Origin of the sequence: uncultured Thiohalocapsa sp., from assembly GCF_913062725.1 — a bacterium.
Lineage (GTDB): Bacteria > Pseudomonadota > Gammaproteobacteria > Chromatiales > Chromatiaceae > Thiohalocapsa.
The window spans coordinates 26,944-43,366 of the sequence record NZ_CAJXWY010000036.1 but is presented as its reverse complement, the minus strand read 5'-3'; the positions used below and the strand labels follow the sequence as shown (position 1 = coordinate 43,366).

Annotated in this window: 16 protein-coding genes; 5 read left to right on the top strand and 11 right to left on the bottom strand. The window is 70.5% G+C overall.

Annotated elements, in window-relative coordinates; all coding sequences use genetic code 11:
* Nucleotides 1-291 (top strand): HupE/UreJ family protein (locus QZ588_RS11340; RefSeq protein ID WP_295542788.1); only part of this gene is annotated, 291 nt, incomplete at its 5' end.
* A 61-nt stretch (nt 292-352) separates the two neighbouring features.
* Here the strand turns inward: QZ588_RS11340 and modC are convergent.
* The 3 genes from modC to modA form a co-directional block, all read right to left on the bottom strand.
* Complete coding sequence (gene modC, locus QZ588_RS11335; RefSeq protein WP_295542786.1) at nt 353-1,447, bottom strand: molybdenum ABC transporter ATP-binding protein; 1,095 nt, start codon at nt 1,445-1,447, stop codon at nt 353-355.
* Nucleotides 1,431-2,111, bottom strand: a complete 681-nt coding sequence (gene modB, locus QZ588_RS11330) for a molybdate ABC transporter permease subunit (RefSeq protein ID WP_295542785.1) — start codon at nt 2,109-2,111, stop codon at nt 1,431-1,433. The genes modC and modB overlap by 17 nt, the downstream gene beginning before the upstream one ends.
* A 177-nt stretch (nt 2,112-2,288) precedes the next feature.
* Nucleotides 2,289-3,050 carry a molybdate ABC transporter substrate-binding protein gene (gene modA / locus QZ588_RS11325; RefSeq protein ID WP_295542783.1) on the bottom strand — a complete coding sequence of 254 codons (762 nt, stop codon included), beginning with the start codon at nt 3,048-3,050 and terminating at the stop codon, nt 2,289-2,291.
* A 254-nt stretch (nt 3,051-3,304) separates the two neighbouring features.
* On the opposite strand from modA, the gene QZ588_RS11320 reads away from it, so the two are divergent.
* Nucleotides 3,305-4,237, top strand: coding sequence for a CPBP family intramembrane glutamic endopeptidase (locus tag QZ588_RS11320; RefSeq protein WP_295542781.1), 933 nt, complete (start codon nt 3,305-3,307; stop codon nt 4,235-4,237).
* A 246-nt stretch (nt 4,238-4,483) separates the two neighbouring features.
* On the opposite strand, the gene QZ588_RS11315 is transcribed toward QZ588_RS11320, so the two are convergent.
* The gene (locus QZ588_RS11315; protein WP_295542779.1) at nt 4,484-5,140 is read right to left on the bottom strand and encodes an ankyrin repeat domain-containing protein; all 657 of its coding nucleotides are present in this window, start codon (nt 5,138-5,140) and stop codon (nt 4,484-4,486) included.
* Nucleotides 5,141-5,378: 238 nt separating this feature from the next.
* On the opposite strand from QZ588_RS11315, the gene QZ588_RS11310 reads away from it, so the two are divergent.
* A complete protein-coding gene (locus QZ588_RS11310) occupies nt 5,379-5,780 on the top strand; it encodes a hypothetical protein (RefSeq protein WP_295542778.1) in 402 nt (133 codons plus the stop codon).
* 166 nt (nt 5,781-5,946) lie between these two features.
* On the opposite strand, the gene QZ588_RS11305 is transcribed toward QZ588_RS11310, so the two are convergent.
* From QZ588_RS11305 to QZ588_RS11295, 3 genes are all read right to left on the bottom strand, one after another.
* Complete coding sequence (locus QZ588_RS11305) at nt 5,947-6,513, bottom strand: putative 2OG-Fe(II) oxygenase (RefSeq protein ID WP_295542776.1); 567 nt, start codon at nt 6,511-6,513, stop codon at nt 5,947-5,949.
* Nucleotides 6,510-7,760 carry an FAD-dependent oxidoreductase gene (locus QZ588_RS11300; protein ID WP_295542774.1) on the bottom strand — a complete coding sequence of 417 codons (1,251 nt, stop codon included), beginning with the start codon at nt 7,758-7,760 and terminating at the stop codon, nt 6,510-6,512. The genes QZ588_RS11305 and QZ588_RS11300 overlap by 4 nt, the downstream gene beginning before the upstream one ends.
* Nucleotides 7,761-7,869: 109 nt before the next feature.
* Entirely contained in the window at nt 7,870-8,448 is a 579-nt protein-coding gene (locus QZ588_RS11295; protein WP_295542772.1) for a DUF3365 domain-containing protein, read from the bottom strand.
* 403 nt (nt 8,449-8,851) lie between these two features.
* On the opposite strand from QZ588_RS11295, the gene QZ588_RS11290 reads away from it, so the two are divergent.
* Nucleotides 8,852-10,015 carry an alpha-hydroxy acid oxidase gene (locus QZ588_RS11290; protein ID WP_295542770.1) on the top strand — a complete coding sequence of 388 codons (1,164 nt, stop codon included), beginning with the start codon at nt 8,852-8,854 and terminating at the stop codon, nt 10,013-10,015.
* Nucleotides 10,016-10,592: 577 nt separating this feature from the next.
* Here the strand turns inward: QZ588_RS11290 and parA are convergent.
* Nucleotides 10,593-11,228, bottom strand: a complete 636-nt coding sequence (gene parA / locus QZ588_RS11285; RefSeq protein WP_295542768.1) for a ParA family partition ATPase — start codon at nt 11,226-11,228, stop codon at nt 10,593-10,595.
* Between the two features lie 267 nt (nt 11,229-11,495).
* The gene (locus QZ588_RS11280) at nt 11,496-12,314 is read right to left on the bottom strand and encodes an inositol monophosphatase family protein (RefSeq protein WP_295542767.1); all 819 of its coding nucleotides are present in this window, start codon (nt 12,312-12,314) and stop codon (nt 11,496-11,498) included.
* 186 nt (nt 12,315-12,500) lie between these two features.
* Between QZ588_RS11280 and QZ588_RS11275 the strand changes: the two genes are divergently transcribed.
* Complete coding sequence (locus QZ588_RS11275; RefSeq protein ID WP_295542765.1) at nt 12,501-13,370, top strand: RNA methyltransferase; 870 nt, start codon at nt 12,501-12,503, stop codon at nt 13,368-13,370.
* A gap of 109 nt (nt 13,371-13,479) precedes the next feature.
* On the opposite strand, the gene QZ588_RS11270 is transcribed toward QZ588_RS11275, so the two are convergent.
* A complete protein-coding gene (locus tag QZ588_RS11270) occupies nt 13,480-15,798 on the bottom strand; it encodes a molybdopterin cofactor-binding domain-containing protein (RefSeq protein WP_295542764.1) in 2,319 nt (772 codons plus the stop codon).
* Complete coding sequence (locus QZ588_RS11265) at nt 15,795-16,280, bottom strand: (2Fe-2S)-binding protein (RefSeq protein WP_295542762.1); 486 nt, start codon at nt 16,278-16,280, stop codon at nt 15,795-15,797. The genes QZ588_RS11270 and QZ588_RS11265 overlap by 4 nt, the downstream gene beginning before the upstream one ends.
* Nucleotides 16,281-16,423: the final 143 nt, after the last annotated feature.

The window sequence follows — 16,423 nt, the reverse complement described above, 5'->3', positions numbered from 1 at the left end:
CGCCATCCCTGGGTGGTGGCCTTCGGCTTCGGTCTGCTGCACGGCTTCGGCTTCGCCAGCGGACTGTCCACGGTGGGCATGCCCCGCGCCGAGATCCCCCTGGCGCTCCTGATGTTCAATGTTGGCGTGGAACTGGGGCAGCTGGCGTTCGTGGCGCTGATCCTGCTGTGCCACCGGGCCGCCCGCACGCTGGAATTCCGCTGGCCGCGGCCGGCGGAACTGGCACCGGCGTATCTGATCGGCACGCTGGGCGCCTACTGGGCCATTCAGCGCACGGTGATGATGCTGTGATACTGCACGTTCCTGTCGGCAAAGACGGATATCCTGCGCCTCTTAATCGGCTGCCGCCGCGTCACAGCAGCGCCACGGCCTTGATCTGAATCCAGACCTGTTGCCCGGGCGCCAGGCCCAGCTGATCCGCTGAGCGGCGGGTGACACGGGCAATCACCGGGCTGCCGTCCACGGCGAGCTGCACGAGGGACAAGGCCGGGTGGGCGTCGTCGCCGAGGGAGATCACCTCGGCGGGCAGGGTGTTCAGAATGCTGGTGCCCGCCTTCGGCTCGTGGGCAATGCTCACGTCCCGGGCGAGGATGCGGACGCGGGCATGGTCGCCGAGGCTGGCACCGGTGTCGCGCACCCAGAGGCTGGTGTCGCCGCAGGCCACCCGCAGCAGATGCCAGCGCGCGTCACGCTCGGCGACGTGGCCATCCAGCACCACGCCGGCGTCCTCGCCCAGGCGGATGGGCAGATCGAGGCGCGCCAGGGTGTCGTTGAGCGGACCGCTCGCCAGCACGCGGCCCGCCTCCATCACCACCAGATGGTCCGCCAGGCGCGCCACCTCGTCCGGGGCATGGCTGACGTAGAGCACCGGGATCTGCAGTTCGTTGTGCAGGCGCTCCAGGTAGGGCAGGATCTCCTGCTTGCGCGCCAGGTCCAGCGCCGCCAGCGGCTCGTCCATCAGCAGCAGCTTCGGGCTCACCGCCAGCGCCCGGGCCATGCCGACGCGCTGGCGCTCGCCGCCGGAGAGGGCCGCGGGGCGGCGCTTCAGCAGGTGGCCGATGCCCAGCAGGTCGATGGCCTGCTCCAGGTCGAACTGGACGGCGCGGCGATCGGCGTTGCGGCTGCGTTTTTGTCCGTAGCGCAGGTTGCCGAGCACCGTCAGATGCGCAAACAGGCTCGGCTCCTGGAAGACGTAACCGATGGGCCGACGATGCGTCGGCACCCAGCGGCTCGCATCCTGCCAGACATCGCCGTTGACGCTGAGCCGCCCGGTGGCCGCCTGCTCCAGCCCGGCGATGCAGCGCAGCAGCGTGGTCTTGCCGGAGCCCGAATGGCCGAATAGTGCCGTGACGCCGCGGGCGGGGATCTGCTCGTCCACGTCCAGCGAAAAGCCCGGCCATTGGAGGCGCAAGCTGACGCAAATCACCGGTTCAGCCCCTCTTGCCATCGGGCCGCCCGGCGTAGAGCGCCAACAGCACCACAAAGGAAAACACCAGCAGCACCGCGGACAGCCGGTGGGCGTCGGCGTACTCCAGCGCCTCCACATAGTCGTAGATCTGCACCGAGGCGACGCGGGTCTCGCCGGGGATGTTGCCGCCGATCATCAGCACCACGCCGAACTCCCCCACGGTGTGCGCGAAGCTCAGGATACCGGCGGTGACAAAGCCCGGCAGGGCCAGCGGCAGCGCCACCGTGAAGAAACGGTCCAGCGGCGAGGCGCGCAGTGTGGCGGCGGCTTCCAGCGGGCGCTCGCCGATGGCCTCGAAGGCGTTTTGCACCGGCTGCACCATAAACGGCAGGGAGTAGAGCACCGAGCCCACCACCAGCCCCCAGAAGGTGAAGGGCAGGAGCCCGATGCCCAGCGTCTGCGTGAGCCAGCCCACGGGGCCGTTCGGGCCCATGGTCACCAGCAGATAGAAGCCCAGCACCGACGGCGGCAGCACCAGCGGCAGCGCCACCACGGCGCGCACCGGTCCCTTCCAGCGTGAGCGCGTGCGCGCCAGCCACCACGCGATGGGCGTGCCGACGAGAAACAGGATGACCGTCGTCACCGCCGCCAGGCGTAGGGTCAGGGCGATGGCCTCGAGATCGGTGGGAGAGAGCAGGGGCATGGATCGGTGTCACGCTCAAGGGTTGGCTGTGGGAGTGGCATCCCCGCCTCGATCACGGGCGCCTGATGCGGGGTGTTTGCGGGGTGTTCGGTGCGGGATATTCGGTGCGGGGGTGCGTGATCGCGAAGCGCTGTCTGCGCGCGTCCCACGATACGCTGCACACCGAGCACGTCGGCCTCAGTCCGTCGCATAGCCAAAGCTCCGGATCACCCCCTGCGCCTGGTCCCCTCTCAGATAGTCGAACAACGCCGTCACCGCCGGATCGTCCTTACCGCGCGTGAGGATCACGGCGTCCTGGCGGATGGGCTCGTGCAGCTCGCCGGGCACGATCCAGCCGGAGCCCTTGGTGATCTCGCCGCCTGCCATGACCTGCGACAGGGCCACGAAGCCGATGTCGGCATTGCCGGTGTCTACGAATTGATAGGTTTGTGCGATGTTCTCACCCATCACGAGCTTGGGCGTGATGGCGGCCGTCAGATCGAGTGCCTCGAGGGTCTGCATCGATGCCTCGCCATAGGGCGCCAGCTTGGGGTTGGCGATGGAGAGCTTGTTGAAGGTGCCGGAGGCGAGCAGCGCCGGGCCGTCCTGCACCGTATCGGCCTGCGCCGACCAGAGCACCAGGGCGCCGATGGCGTAGGTGAAGCGTGAGCCGTCTACGGCGGCGCCGTCTTCCTCCAACAGCTCGGGTCGCCGCTGGTCCGCGGCCAGCAGCGCCTCGAAGGGCGCGCCGTTCGTGATCTGGGCATAGAGCTTGCCGGTGGAGCCGTAAGAGGCCTTCACGGTATGCCCGGTGTCGGCTTCGAACAGGTCGATGATGGCCTTCATGGGGGCGGCGAAGTTGGCGGCGACGGCGATTTGTGCCTCGCCGGCGGCGGCACTGCCCACGCCGCCGGTGGCGAGGATGCCGGCGGTGAGGATGAGCGGGCGGATGTTTGACATGGCGGGCTCCGAACTGAGGCTTGCGAAGAAGACGGCGACTGCGCGCACCGTCACCCGTCAGGCGCGCATGATCGGGCGACGGATATCACGCAGTCCACGCTGCCCCGGGGTATGCAGGCCGCATGCCGGATCGGCGTGGCGCCGCCCGGGTCCGCCGCGAAACACTTTGCGTCTTCGCAGGGCCGATTCTGCCCGGCGCCCCGACCTCGGCACGGCCCTTCAAACTTGACGCCGCAGGCGGCAAACTGCAGCCCATGCGCACCACCGCTCTTTTCTTCGCTTATCTATTCTGCTGCCTGGTGCTGGCGGCGGCCACGGCTCCGCCGCTGATGGAGACGGGCCTCATCGACGAGCCGCCGCGACGGGTGATGGGGCGCCTCGCCCAACTGTACATCCTCCTGGGGCTCTGGCCGTTTCTGAAGCTGCTGCGACTGGACAACAGGGCGGCGCTGGGTTTTGGTATCCCGCGCCGGCGCTTCCTGCGGGACGTGGCGCTCGGCTGGATGCTGGGCGTGGCGATCCTGGCGCTGCTGGTGTGGGCGCTGCTGGCCCTGCGGGTGCGCGTGCCGGATGTGCCAGCCGACGGCCTGCTCTGGTACATGATCGAGAAGGCCATCGCGGCGCTGATCGGCGGGCTGCTCATCGGGCTGCTGGAAGAGCTGTTCTTCCGCGGCGCCCTGTATGGCGCCATCCGCAGGCGCGGCGGTATCCGCGCCGCGGTGGTGTGGTCAGCGCTGCTCTATGCGCTGCTGCATTTCATGAAGCCCCACGATCTGCCCGCGGGGGTCGCCTTCGACTGGGCCGGCAGCTGGGCCATGTTCGCAGGTGTATTCACCGGTCTCGCCGATTGGCGCCACCTCGACTCCATGCTGGCGCTTTTTCTGGTCGGCGTGTTCCTTGCCCTGGTGCGCGAGCGCAGCGGCCATATCGCCTGGGGGATCGGTCTGCATGCGGGCTGGGTGTTCGTGATCCAGCTCTCGCGCCGGCTCAGCGACGGTAACGAGGCCGCCGCCTTCGCTTATCTCACCGGCGACTACGACGGCGTCATCGGCCTGCTGGCGGCGGCCTGGATCGGCGTACTGGCGCTCGCCTTCTGGGGGATCACCGGTCTCTGGCGGCGCCGGGCTGTGCCGACGGCCTGGACGGGCGCCGCGGCGAGGGGCCGCCGGTCCACAAGCCGGGCCTGAGTGGCAGCCCACCGTTGGGGCATCATCGCGGCGACGGCGAGTCCGCGGAGCGGCTGGCAGCGTCACCTTGCGCGGCGCCGGAACGCAGGATGTGAGCCGCGGGCCGGGCAGCCAGGGCCGGACGACGGGCCCGCCGGGGGCCGGGAGTACGCGCCGCGGGCTGTGAAAGTGCCAGGTGGCCCAGTGCGCGCCGATGCCCCGCGTCACTGCTCGGGCAAGGATCTCCGTGGGGTGTCACCTGGATGCCTATTCGATGACGCCGAAGCGGCGCAGTAGCTGCGCCATGATGGGGTCGTCGATGTCGTCGGCGGTGGGCACCCGGGGCCTGGGGGCGTCTTCATCGGGCGCACCCGCGGGGCCCAGCGGCGCGCCACGCTCCAATAACAGTTTGGCGATGTTGACGTTGCCGTTCTGCACCGCCAGCGCCAACGGCGTCTGTCCGTCCGCGCCGACGCCGTCGAGCGCCACGCCCCGCGCCAACAGCAGGTCCAGGGTGTCACGGTCCAGGGCCCCGCGTTGGACGAGTGGGTACAGCAGGGGCTGGAGGTCGTCCTTGGCGCCGCGCTGCAACAACAGCTCGGCTGCCTGGACCCGGCCGTGTGCGAGCGCCGTCATCAGGGCGGTGTCGCCGTCCGGCCCCGTGGCCATGGGATCGGCGCCGTGCTTGAGCAGTTCTTTGGCGATGGCGACCTTGCCGTCGCGCACAGCAATGTTGAGCGGCGGCTGGCCGCCGGGGCCGCGCTGGTTGGGGTCGGTGCCCCAGTATAAGTGGCGCTTCACCTGCACCAGGTCGGCGCTCTGCACGGCGTGGTGGAAGTTGCCGCTCGGCTTTGGTGGTGCGTCGCAGCCTTGCAGCAGTAGCAGGCAGCCGAGTAAGGTGCCAAGACGCAGTAGGCTTTGCATGACAGACGGAAACACTCCTGACAGATTTGCAGCGTCGGCGGCCGCGGCGGGTGCTCACAAGGCGTCACCGCGGTGGTCGCTGGCACCGTAGCGCCCGGCGTCGGCGCCGGCAAGTCGCTCCGGCGGGTGCCGGCGGCCAGCGGTGGGGTGTTGCGGCCGATGCGTCCAGCCACCGGCCCCTGTGCCCGCGAATGACGTCGGCCGACGTCGACGACCCCCCAGGCTCTGACACACCTCCATGCTCGGGAAGTTCCTCCTCACCGCCGCCATCATCGTGCTGGCCTTCTATGCCATCCGTCAGCGCGCCGGCTCCACGGCGCAGCGGCGCGATGACGCCCATGCCGCAGGCGCGGCGGTGAGCGGCGGTCAGACCGGCCTATTCTCGCGCCGGAACCTGATCCAAACGGCCGCCGGCGTGGTGGTGGTGACCATGATCGCCGGCAGTGCCCTGGCGTTGCTGCAGGGCTGGGAGCGCGCCCGAGACGTGGTGACGGTGGAGGTGTCGAACCCCATCACAGGTGCGGTGGAACGCTTTGAGGCCAAACGCTCGGATGTGGGGGATCGGAGCATCCGCACCCTCGATGGTCGGCGCATCCGCGTCTCAGAGGTCGAGCGCATCATTATCCACGAGGACCGCTGAGGGCATCGGCCGGCGCCTGTTGCCGGCGCGTTGTGCCCGCGGTTGCGCCGCGACCGGGGCGCGGCTTGTGTCGTGGGCTCCGGAGGCGAGCCGATCGCTCGGGCCTCGTTCTGATGGGTCCGCGCTGCGTTGTGCGCCGCCCGTGTCTTCGGGCGGGTCTGCTGCGTCAGTCCGCGGCCGGGCCCAGGTTGCAGGCCACTGACAAGCGCAGCCCGCAGCCGCGGTGCGGCTCCACCCAGTGCACTAGGCTCGGCGGGAAGAGCAGCAGCAGCCCGGGTGCGGGTGTCACGCGGATCCGGAAGGGGCCGTCGGCGAAACAGATGTCGCCGCTGTCGGCGGGGGCCGCGACATAGTAGACGCCGGAGAGGTGCTCATCGTTCTCGGCATGATCATGGCGGCTGGTGCTGCTGCCGGGGCCCATGGCGTTGAGCCAGAAGCCGCAGCGAAGCCGCGGGCAGTCAGGGCCGAGCCGGGTGCGGGCGGCGGCGGTGGCGAAGTCGAGCACCGCGTCCAGTCCCGGCAGTCGCGTGCGCGCCAGGTATAAGTTCTCGAAGCGCCCGTTGATGAAATGACTACGGTGGGCGAAGTCCTGCTCGCTCAGGGTTTCGAAGGCCGCCGCCAGCGGGCCGTTGACGGCGTGCGCATGCCCGTACCAGTGCGCCGAGATGGGCGCGATCTGCCGGGCGGCCTGCGCCGCGCCCGCCGGCGGCGCGGCGGTTTCGTCAAGGGTCATCGCGGCTCGGGTGACGCCGCTGTCGCAGGCGTGTATGACGTGGTCTCCGGCAGGGCGCCGAAGCGGCGCTCGTGCTCGCTGCGGCTGCGGGTGACGCAATCCTCGATGGAGACGCCCAGGAACCAGTTGCCGGTCAGGCCAAGGCGCCCGCCCGCCAGCGCCCGATCCAGCGCCGTTACTTGGTCGCCATGACCCTTGCGCAGCGCCGGCAGCCGGTTGCGCACGCAGGCCGCTGCGCGCACGCGCTCGGGCTGCGCGTCCAGCGCCCGGCAGGCGGCGGCGATGCGGGCCTGCTCGTCGAGCCGGTCGCCGGGGAAGTGGAAGGCGAAGCCGCGCAGCTGCGGGTGCGTCAGGAAGTCACGCGACACGGCTGACAGGAACTCGCCGTCGACGCTGATGAAGCCGGCGAGGGCATCCACGCCGAGATCGGCCTTGTCGAGCACCAGCAGCTGGCTGTCGATCTCCGCCATGCCGATGCCGGCGACGATGGCCGCCGCTTCGGCCGCGGCATCGGTCAGCAGGGTGGCCGCCACGTCCGGCGCCACCGCCAGCGTCAGCCAATCCGCGCGATGGCGGGTGCCATCGGCGCAGGTCACCGCATAGCCATCGGCATCGCGCTCGATGGCCGTTGCAATGGCGTTGGTGGTGAGCTGTACCCCCGGCGTTTCGGCGATGGCCCGTGGGATCTCGCCCAGCCCCTCGGGCATGGTGAAGCTGCGCAGCACGTCTTTGCGCCGCGGCTTTTTGCGGAACAGGGCCTCGGCCGGAAAGTCGTCCGGCGGCTGGCAGATGACGGAGCGAAAGGCGGGGCCGAAGAGGTCGCGATAGTTCTTTGCGCCGAGCCCCGTGCCGTAGTACTCGCGCACGCTGGCGCCGGTCTTGTCCGCACCGAACAGCTTCGGCAGCGAGCGCAGCAGCTCGAAGGGATGCAGGGCGGAGACGATGGATTTGCGCCGACCACCCCGCCAGAGCTTGTAGCTCTGCTTGGCCTTGGCGGTGGCGCGCTCCAGGATGCCGAGTTGCTCCATGATGCCGAGCAGATTGCCGTAGCTGTTGAAGCAGCTGTGGCTGCCGGCCTCCACCCAGTAACCACCCAGCGCCGGGAAGCTGTGCGTGTGCATGCAGCCGCCGGGGCGGGCATCGGCTTCGAGCACATGCACGGTCTGGCCGCCGCGGGCGGCGTAGTGGGCGGCGCTGAGACCGCTGATACCGGCACCGATGACGATGTGGCTGGGTTGCTGGCTCATGGATGCATTCGAGACGGCGTGGGAATCATGGGGGCCGGGGCCCCGGATTGGGGCCCGGATTGGGAGGCTGCCCACCCGCCGGACCGCGGGGGCGGGCGGGCAGTGCGGCTTACAGCGGCTTCGACAACGTGAAGGCGCCGCGGATATCACCCACCGAGTAGCCGCGCGCCTGGTCTTCGGGATAGGCCTTGTCCAGCGCTGCGGCCAAGTCCGGCGGCAGGTCCTTGCCATGACAGGCGAGGCAGACCTGCTGTGTCGGAATGGCCTGCATGTAGCGGTACACTTTGCCCCCGTCGGTCTCGACCACCGAAGCGTAGCTCATGCCTTTGGGGGACTCGCCATTCGCCTTGCGGGACTCGAACTGCTCCAGCACGGTCTGTTCCCACGCATCCGGTGTATTCAACGCTGCATTGCGGGTTTTGAGGCTGGTGCGGCCCACGTCCCAACCCGTCTGCTCCGACAGTTGGGCGGCGATGGCGGGTGCCTTCTCTTCGCACACCCACACGGCATTGACCGGGCCACCGGACTTGATCGCCCCCTTGAGCTCGCCCTGCAGGGTGGTGGCGAACGTCTTGATGATCCCTCGGGCCTGATCGGCATCGTCCTGGGTCGTAGCCATGGCATACATGGACGTGGCGCCGGCGGCGGCGAGTGCCAGCGCGGAACCGGCGAGCAGGGACTTGGTCATGGTGCAAATCTCCGTAAGGTTAGCTCAGGACTGGGGATGCGTCGGCTGAGGCAGCGGGCTCGCGCCGGCCACAGTCGCAGGCAAAGTATTGTCCCGCGCGAGGCGGTTGCAACCGCACATGGCCCCGGACTCTGCCCGCTGGAGGTGGTCTCGGCCATGGCAAACCGCAACCGGCATCGAGTGCCCACGCCTGCGCATTGTGCGGCCGCCGGCCGCCGCTGTATTTGATCTATGCCCGTCGCATCCGGGTTTTCGGTTTGTGCGCATCGGTGGCCGCTGTGTCCGTGCGCGCTTCGCCCGCAGTGTTCCGGGTGCTATGGTTGGGTGCCTCCCGGAAGCGAGCGTACGGCGCTCCACCGATTCGCCGTGTCCGTGCCGGCATCAATACCGAGGCCCCATCGCCATGCCCGTCATCACCCACATTGCTGATCTCAAGCGCCTCTACCGCCGGCGCGTGCCGCGGATGTTCTATGACTACGCCGAGTCCGGTAGCTGGACCGAGCAGACCTTCCGCGACAACACCAGCGATTTCGCCGACATGCGCCTGCACCAGCGCGTCGCCGTGGATATCGACGAGCGCAGCACGGCTACGCACATGGTGGGTCAGCCGGTGGCCATGCCCGTGGCGCTGGCGCCGGTGGGGCTCACGGGCATGCAGCACGCCGACGGCGAGATTCTGGCGGCGCGGGCCGCCGAGCAATTCGGTGTGCCCTTTACCCTGTCCACCATGTCCATCTGCTCCATCGAGGATGTGGCGGCGGCGGTGAGCGCGCCCTTCTGGTTTCAGCTCTACGTCATGCGCGACGAGGCCTTCATGGAGCGCCTCATCGCGCGCGCCGCCGCCGCCCGCTGCTCCGCCCTGGTCCTGACCCTGGACCTGCAGGTCATCGGCCAGCGCCATAAGGACCTGAAAAATGGCCTCTCGGCGCCGCCGAAGCTCACCCTGCCGGTGCTGGCGGATCTGGCGCTGCGCTGGCGTTGGGGCCTCGGCATGCTGCGCACGCCGCGACGGGGCTTCGGCAACATCGTCGGCCATGTGGAGGGCGTCAGCGACGTGTCGAACCTGATGGCCTGGGTGGGCGAGCAATTCGACCCCACCCTGGACTGGGCCAAAGTCCGGCGCATCCGCGAGCTCTGGTCAGGACCGTTGATCCTGAAGGGGATCATGGCTCCGGAAGACGCCAGGCTCGCCCGCGATGCGGGGGCGGATGCCATCGTCGTCTCCAACCACGGCGGTCGCCAGCTCGATGGCGCCCTGAGTGCGATCCGCATGCTGCCGGCCATTCTCGACGCCGTGGGCGATACGCTGGAGGTGCACCTCGATAGCGGCATACGCTCCGGGCAGGATGTGCTCAAGGCCCTCGCCCTGGGCGCCGCCGGCACCTACATCGGCCGTGCCTACATCTACGGCCTGGGCGCCCTGGGGCAGGCCGGTGTCTCCCGGGCGCTCGAGATCATCCACAAGGAGCTGGACGTCACCATGGGCTTCTGCGGCGAGCGCGACGTCGCCGGTCTCGGCCGGCACAATCTGCTATTGCCCGCCGACTTCGCCTCCCGTTGGGCGTGATGCCGGGCCAGCCCGGCGGCGCTCGAGTGGCGTGCCGCCGCGTTGGGCCCCGGCGCGGGCGGCTACGCTAGGCTCCTGGCCATGGCGGGCGGTGCGGTGCATGGGTCCGGGGGTGACTGGGCCGCCACCGCAGCGCGCTCAGTCCGGCCAGACCCGTCCCGGGCTGCGGTAGGGGTCAGCGTCCGTTCGCTCGCCCGGATAGGCGGCGGGCTGCGGGCGTCGGGTGGTGAACGGGGTAGGGGGTGCGGCGGTGGTCGCACCGCGTCCTGCCCGACCGGATGCCGCTGTCACTTTGCGCCGGGCCGGCGGCTTTCTCCCAGGCGTCCTGTCGGCTGCTGCGCGTTGCTTCGGTGCCGTTTTGGCCGTCGCCTTGGGTGCCGTGGTCTTGCGAGCGGGTGCAGCGGCCGCCGTCGGCGTCGCGGCGGGCGCTGGGACAGGCGCCGGCGACCGCCGGGCTGACGCGCCGACGGACTTTGGGCGAGACTCGGGGGCGGGCGCCGGCGTATCCCCGGTGGTCTCGTCGCCGGCCTTCGCCTTGCGGATGGAGTCGAGCAGGCGCTGGCCCGTGCGGTTGCTGTCAGCCATGGTCGAGGAGCTCCGTCAGCAGTTGTCGTATTTCGTCGGCGGCCTCGCGGCCGCGCTTGCCGGCCTGGAAGACGCTGCGGCCCTCCAGTGCGCAATGGCGGTGAATGGAGCGCCGGCGGATGCCGACGGCGGCCACCGGCAGATCCAGCTCACGGGCCGCGTCCGGCATGAGCCGCGAGAGCATGGTGCGGGGCTCGAGCTGGCTCATGACGATCAGCGCCCTGAGCCCCGGGTTTGCCGGGCGCAGCTGCTCGATGACCTTTGCGATATGGGTGGTGGCCCAGAGATCCATGGGCGAGGGCTGCACGGGCACCAGCGCGTGCCGGGCCAGGCGCAGGGCCTGCTCCGCCTGGGGTGCCTTGATGGACGGCGGGCAATCGATGACGACGTAATCGTTGCTTTCGCGCAGTGCCTGCACGGTCTTCGCCAGCCCCATGGCGGCGGCCACCACGCCGGGGAGGCCATTGTCCTCGGCACCGGTGAGCCGCCATTGATAGGCGGATTGCTGCGGGTCGGCGTCGACCATGATCACCGTCTCGCCGCGCTGGGCAAGCCCGGCGGCCAGGTTCAGTGCCAGTGTGGTCTTGCCGGTGCCGCCCTTGTTGCCGACGACGGCGATGACGCTCATGACACCGGCGCTGGCGCTGGTTGCTGGATGGGCATGGAACCTGTGCGCTCCCGCATCGAAGCCTGACAGGGAGGATACGCCCGGGCGCCGTGGGGTCAAGCGGCTTCGCAGCGCTCCCGGTCGCCCGGCCGCCGCGTGCCGGCGGTAGCCACCGCCTCCAGCCGGATCAGGCCGGCGGTGATGGCGACGCCGAGTGGGGTCGAGCGGGTTGGGGCGGACAGGGCGCGGGAGGCCAGCCGGACGCGGGGCCAGAGATGGCGCCTGCGCTCAGGCGGGCAGGTCGGGCCCGAGGAAGGGCCGCAGGCGCTGCAGCATGGCCTTGTGCACCTTGAGGCCGCCGGCGACCACGTTGCAGGTCTCGAAATGGCGCTCGCCGCCGGCGAGGTCGGTCACCATGCCGCCGGCCTCGGTCACCAGCAGGGCGCCGGCGGCGAAGTCCCAGGGCTTGAGGCCAAGCTCCCAGAAGCCGTCGAGGCGGCCCGCGGCCACGTAGGCGAAATCCAGCGCCGCCGAGCCCGGCCGGCGCACGCCGGCGCTGTCCTCGATGATGGCCTCCAGCATGGGCAGATAGGTGCGCAGCCAGGCCTGGTCGCCGAAGGGGATGCCGGTGCCGATGAGGGCCCCCTCCATGCTGCGGCGCTGGGAGACGCGGATCTTGCGGTCGTTGAGCAGGGCGCCGCTGCCGCGCTCGGCGGTGAACAGCTCTTCGTGCAGCGGGTCGTACACCACACCGAGTTGCATGCGCCCGCGCTGCCTGAGCCCGATGGAGATGGCCCACTGCGGGAAGCCGTGGAGGTAGTTGGTGGTGCCGTCCAGGGGGTCGATGACCCATTGGAATTCTTCGCCGGTGGCGCGTCCTTTGCCGGCGGCGTGGCTGCCGCTCTCTTCGGCGAGGATGGCGTGGTCGGGGAACTTCTCCCGCAGCACCTCGATGATGGCCGCCTCCGCGGCGCGGTCCACGTCGGACACGAAGTCGTTGCGGCCCTTGCTTTGGATCTTGAGGGCATCCGCGCGCTCGTAGAAGCGCATGGTGATGCGGGCGGCGGCGCGTGCGGCGCGCACGGCGATGTTGAGCATGGGTGACATACCGCCACCATAGCGCAAGCGGCGGCTCGATTAGAAGCTGCTGATGCACTTTCCCCTGCGCCGGGTCAGGCAACCGGAACCGGTGCAGCGCTGCTGCCGTGGTAGCTGCAACCGATGAGCGGATCGCAGCGCGGACCGCCTTGCCCTAAGCTGTCGGTTTTCTGATGGTTGACGAAGGAGACGGGATTGGTCAGCGACGAATCAGCGGACACTGCGGCGGCGGCCGCCCGGCACGCCCAACGTCTGGCCCGCATCCGCTTCGTGCTGGTGGAGACCAGCCTTTCGGGCAACATCGGCGCCACGGCGCGGGCCATGAAGAACATGGGCCTTGCGCGCCTGGCCCTGGTGCGGCCAAAGCTCGGCGCCCGCTTCGCCGATGCCGATGCGCTGGCCCGCGCCTCCGGCGCCGATGATCTGCTGGCGGCGGCGAGCGTGCACAGCGACCTGGCGGATGCCCTCGCCGGCTGCCGGCTGGTGCTGGGCTCCAGCGCGCGGGCGCGGGCGCTGGCGTGGCCGGAGCTGGATGCCGCCGGCTGTGGCGCGCGGTTGGTGGCGGAGGCGGCCCACGGCGACGTGGCGCTGGTGCTCGGGCGCGAGAGCACGGGCCTGAGCAACGATGAGCTGGCGTGCTGTCACTATTTGGTGCGCATCCCCACCAACCCGGACTTCAGCTCGCTGAATATCGCCGCCGCGGCGCAGGTGTTCGCCTATGAGATCCGCCGCCATCTGCTCGCGGCGGCGTCCGTCGACGCCGCGGCATGCGCGGCAACACCGGTACCAACGCCGACGCCGACGCCGATGCTGGCGGATGAGCGCCCGGATCTCGCCACCGCGGAGGCGATGGAAGGCTTCCACGAGCACCTGCTGCAGACCCTGATCGCCATCGGCTATGCCGACGCGGATCAGTGCCGCACCCTCTCGCGACGCCTGCGCCGGCTCTTCCACCGCGCGCGCCCGGACCGCACCGAGCTCAATATCCTGCGGGGGGTGTTGGCGAAGATGGCCGGGCGGCCTGGTGGGGCCCAAGGTCGGGGCCGACGCACGAGCATCGACTGAGCGCCCGCAAACGCCAACAACGACGGCCGATGCCGCGCAGCCGCTGGCGTCTTCCGGCGGGACTTCCGGCGTCGCCGCCGACCGGCCTCTCCCTGGTGGCGGTCGGTCGTCAGGCGAAGGTGATGTGCCGGTTCAGCGGATACTCGCGGATGCGCTCGCCGGTGGCGGCGAAGATGGCGTTGGCCAGCGCCGGCTTGGACGGCGGCGTGCCCGGCTCACCGACGCCGGTGGGGGCGTCGCCGCTTTGCAGGATGCGCACCCGAATGTCCGGCATCCGGGCCAGCCGCAGGGCGTCGTAGTCGTGGAAGTTGGACTGCTGGACGCGGCCGTCCTTGAAGGTGATCGCCTCCATGATGGCGGCGGACAGGCCGTAGACGATGCCCGACTGCAGCTGCGCTTCGATGATGGCGGGGTCCAGCGCCAGGCCCACGTCGGCGACGCAGTGCACCCGCTCGACGCGGATGCCGTCGTCGCCGTCGCTGACCTCCACCACCTGCGCCACGGTGCTGCCGAAGGCGTGGGTCATGGCGAGCCCGCGCCCGCGGCGGCGGCCGTCGGCGGTCGGCAGCGGCGTGTCCCAGCCGCAGAGCGCCCGCAGGGCCTCGAGCACCGCCTGCGCAAAGGGATAGTCCCGGGTCAGCGCGAGCCGCATGTCCATTGGGTCCACGCCGCCGGCGGCCGCGAGCTCATCGAGGAAGCACTCGTGGAAGAATCCGTTGTAGGACGCGCCGACGCTGCGCCAGTAGCCAAGCGGCACCGGCGAGTCCGGCGCATAGCCCACCACGCGGTAGTTGGGGATGCGGTAGGGCTGCATGGCCGCACCCTCGGTGATGAGCTTGTCCGGCCCCATGGCCGGCAGGCCGGCCCGCGCCGAGAAGGAGCGGATCACCGACGGCGAGGCGATTTGCAACAACGCCGTCTCCGGCAGGCCGTCGCGGCCCGGCACCCCGATGCAGCGGGCCACCGCCGCGGGCCGGTAGACGTCGTGGCGGATGTCCGCCTCGCGGGTCCAGGTGAGCTTCACCGGCGTGCCGGGCAGGGCCGCCGCCACCGCCGCGGCCTGCAGGGCGAAGTCCACCTCCGCCCGCCGGCCGAAGCCGCCGCCGAGGTATTGCACCCGCACGTCCACCTGCGCCGGCGCCAGGCCCGCCTGTTCGGCGGCGAGGTCCCGCAGCAGGGTCGGCGCCTGGTGGCCGCACCAGAGCGTGAGCCGATCCGTCTCCCGCAGCGCCACCGCCGCCGGCGGCTCGAGTGTGGTGTGGGCCAGGAAGGGGGCGCGGTATTCGGCTTCGATCACCGTTCTGGCCTCGGCGCGGGCGATGCGCAGTGCGCGCTCCACATCGCCATCGTCCCGGGGTGTGGCATCCGCCGCCAGGGTGTCGATGGCATCTGCCATGGCGTCCAGCATCGCCGCGCTGTCGCCGAGGACGTCCGGCGCCGGCCGCCAATCGATGTCCAGCGCCGCGGCGGCCCGGAAGGCCCGCCAGCTGTTGTCGGCCACCACGGCCAGCGCATCCCCGTGCGCCGGCCCGAGATCCACCACCCGCACCACGCCGCGCATGCGCTCGGCCCGGCGGGCGTCGAAGCCGGCGCGGTGCCCGCCGAGGTAGGGGTTGGCGACGACCGTGGCATAACGCATGCCCGGCAGTTGTACATCGATGCCGAAGCGGGCGCTGCCGGTGCACTTGGCCGCCATGTCCACCCGCGGCAGGCTGTGCCCGAGCAGCCGCCACTGTGCGCGTGGCTTGAGCGGCGGATCGGCGGGTGGCTCGAGGGCGGCGGCGTCGACGGCGAGGGCGGTGTAGGGCAGGCGTTCGCCGCTGGCCGGGTCGAGGACGGCGCCCTGGTGGGCCTGCAGCGCGGCGGCATCCCGTCCCCAGCGCGCCGCCGCGGCCGCGATGAGCACCAGCCGCGCCGCCGCGCCCGCTTTGCGCATTTTCACGAAGGCGTCCGCGGTGCTGGTGGAGCCGCCGGTGATCTGGAGGCCGAGCAGCTTGCCGGCGGTGCCGGCGACGCCGCGCAGGCCTGCGGCGAGCCAGCCGTGGTCCCAGCTGGGGTAGGGCACCGCCGCCGCCAGCACGGCGGCGTTGAAATAGGCGGCCGCCGCCGGGCCATGCAGCGTGCGCACGGCCTCCCAGGGCAGTTCCAGCTCTTCCGCCACCAGCGCGGCGAGGGTGGTCTGCACGCCCTGGCCCATCTCCGCCCGCGGCGTGACGATGGCGACACCGTCGGCGTCGATGACCAGGTAGGGGTTCAAGGTCACCGCGGGCCCGGCGTCGCCCTGGGCAACCGCATCGCGGAGTGGATTCGGATGCGGCTTGCGCACCTGATAGACCCCAAAGGCGACACCGCCGGCGATGGCCACCGAGCCGATCATGAAGGCCCGGCGCGTGAGTGTGCCCGCCTGACCTGTGCGCGGACCGCTCATGTCCGGTCACCCGTTGCGGCGCCCAGGGCCGCGGCGGCGCGGGCGATGGCGATGCGCACCCGTGCATAGGTGCCGCAGCGGCAGAGATTGGTCATGGCGGCGTCGATCTGCGCCGGTGTGGGCGCAGGATGCTCTGCCAGCAGGCAAACGGCGGCGATGATCTGCCCCGACTGGCAGTAGCCGCACTGGGCGACCTGGGTGTCGATCCAGGCCTGCTGCACCGGGTGTGGCGCGGCTGCGGTGCCGAGCCCCTCGATGGTGGTGACGGCGCCTGTCACGGCACTCACCGGCAGGGTGCAGCTGCGCACCGGGGCGCCCGCCATGCGCACGGTGCAGGCGCCGCATTGACCAATACCGCAGCCATACTTGGTGCCGGTGAGGCCGAGCTCATCGCGCAGCACCCAGAGCAGCGGCATGTCCGGCTCCAGTGGCAGGCTGTGGCGCTGGCCGTTGACGGTGAGCGCGATCCGGGCTGGTTGCATCTGGCCGATCCTCCGGGTGGGGGTTTGTAGCGTGACCGCCGCCGGTGCTTACCTGATTGGCACGCCAAAAGGTCGACGGTGGAATAGCGATGTGCGCCGACCGGCATCGACGCGATGGGGTTGATGGCGCGCATGGCCGCAAC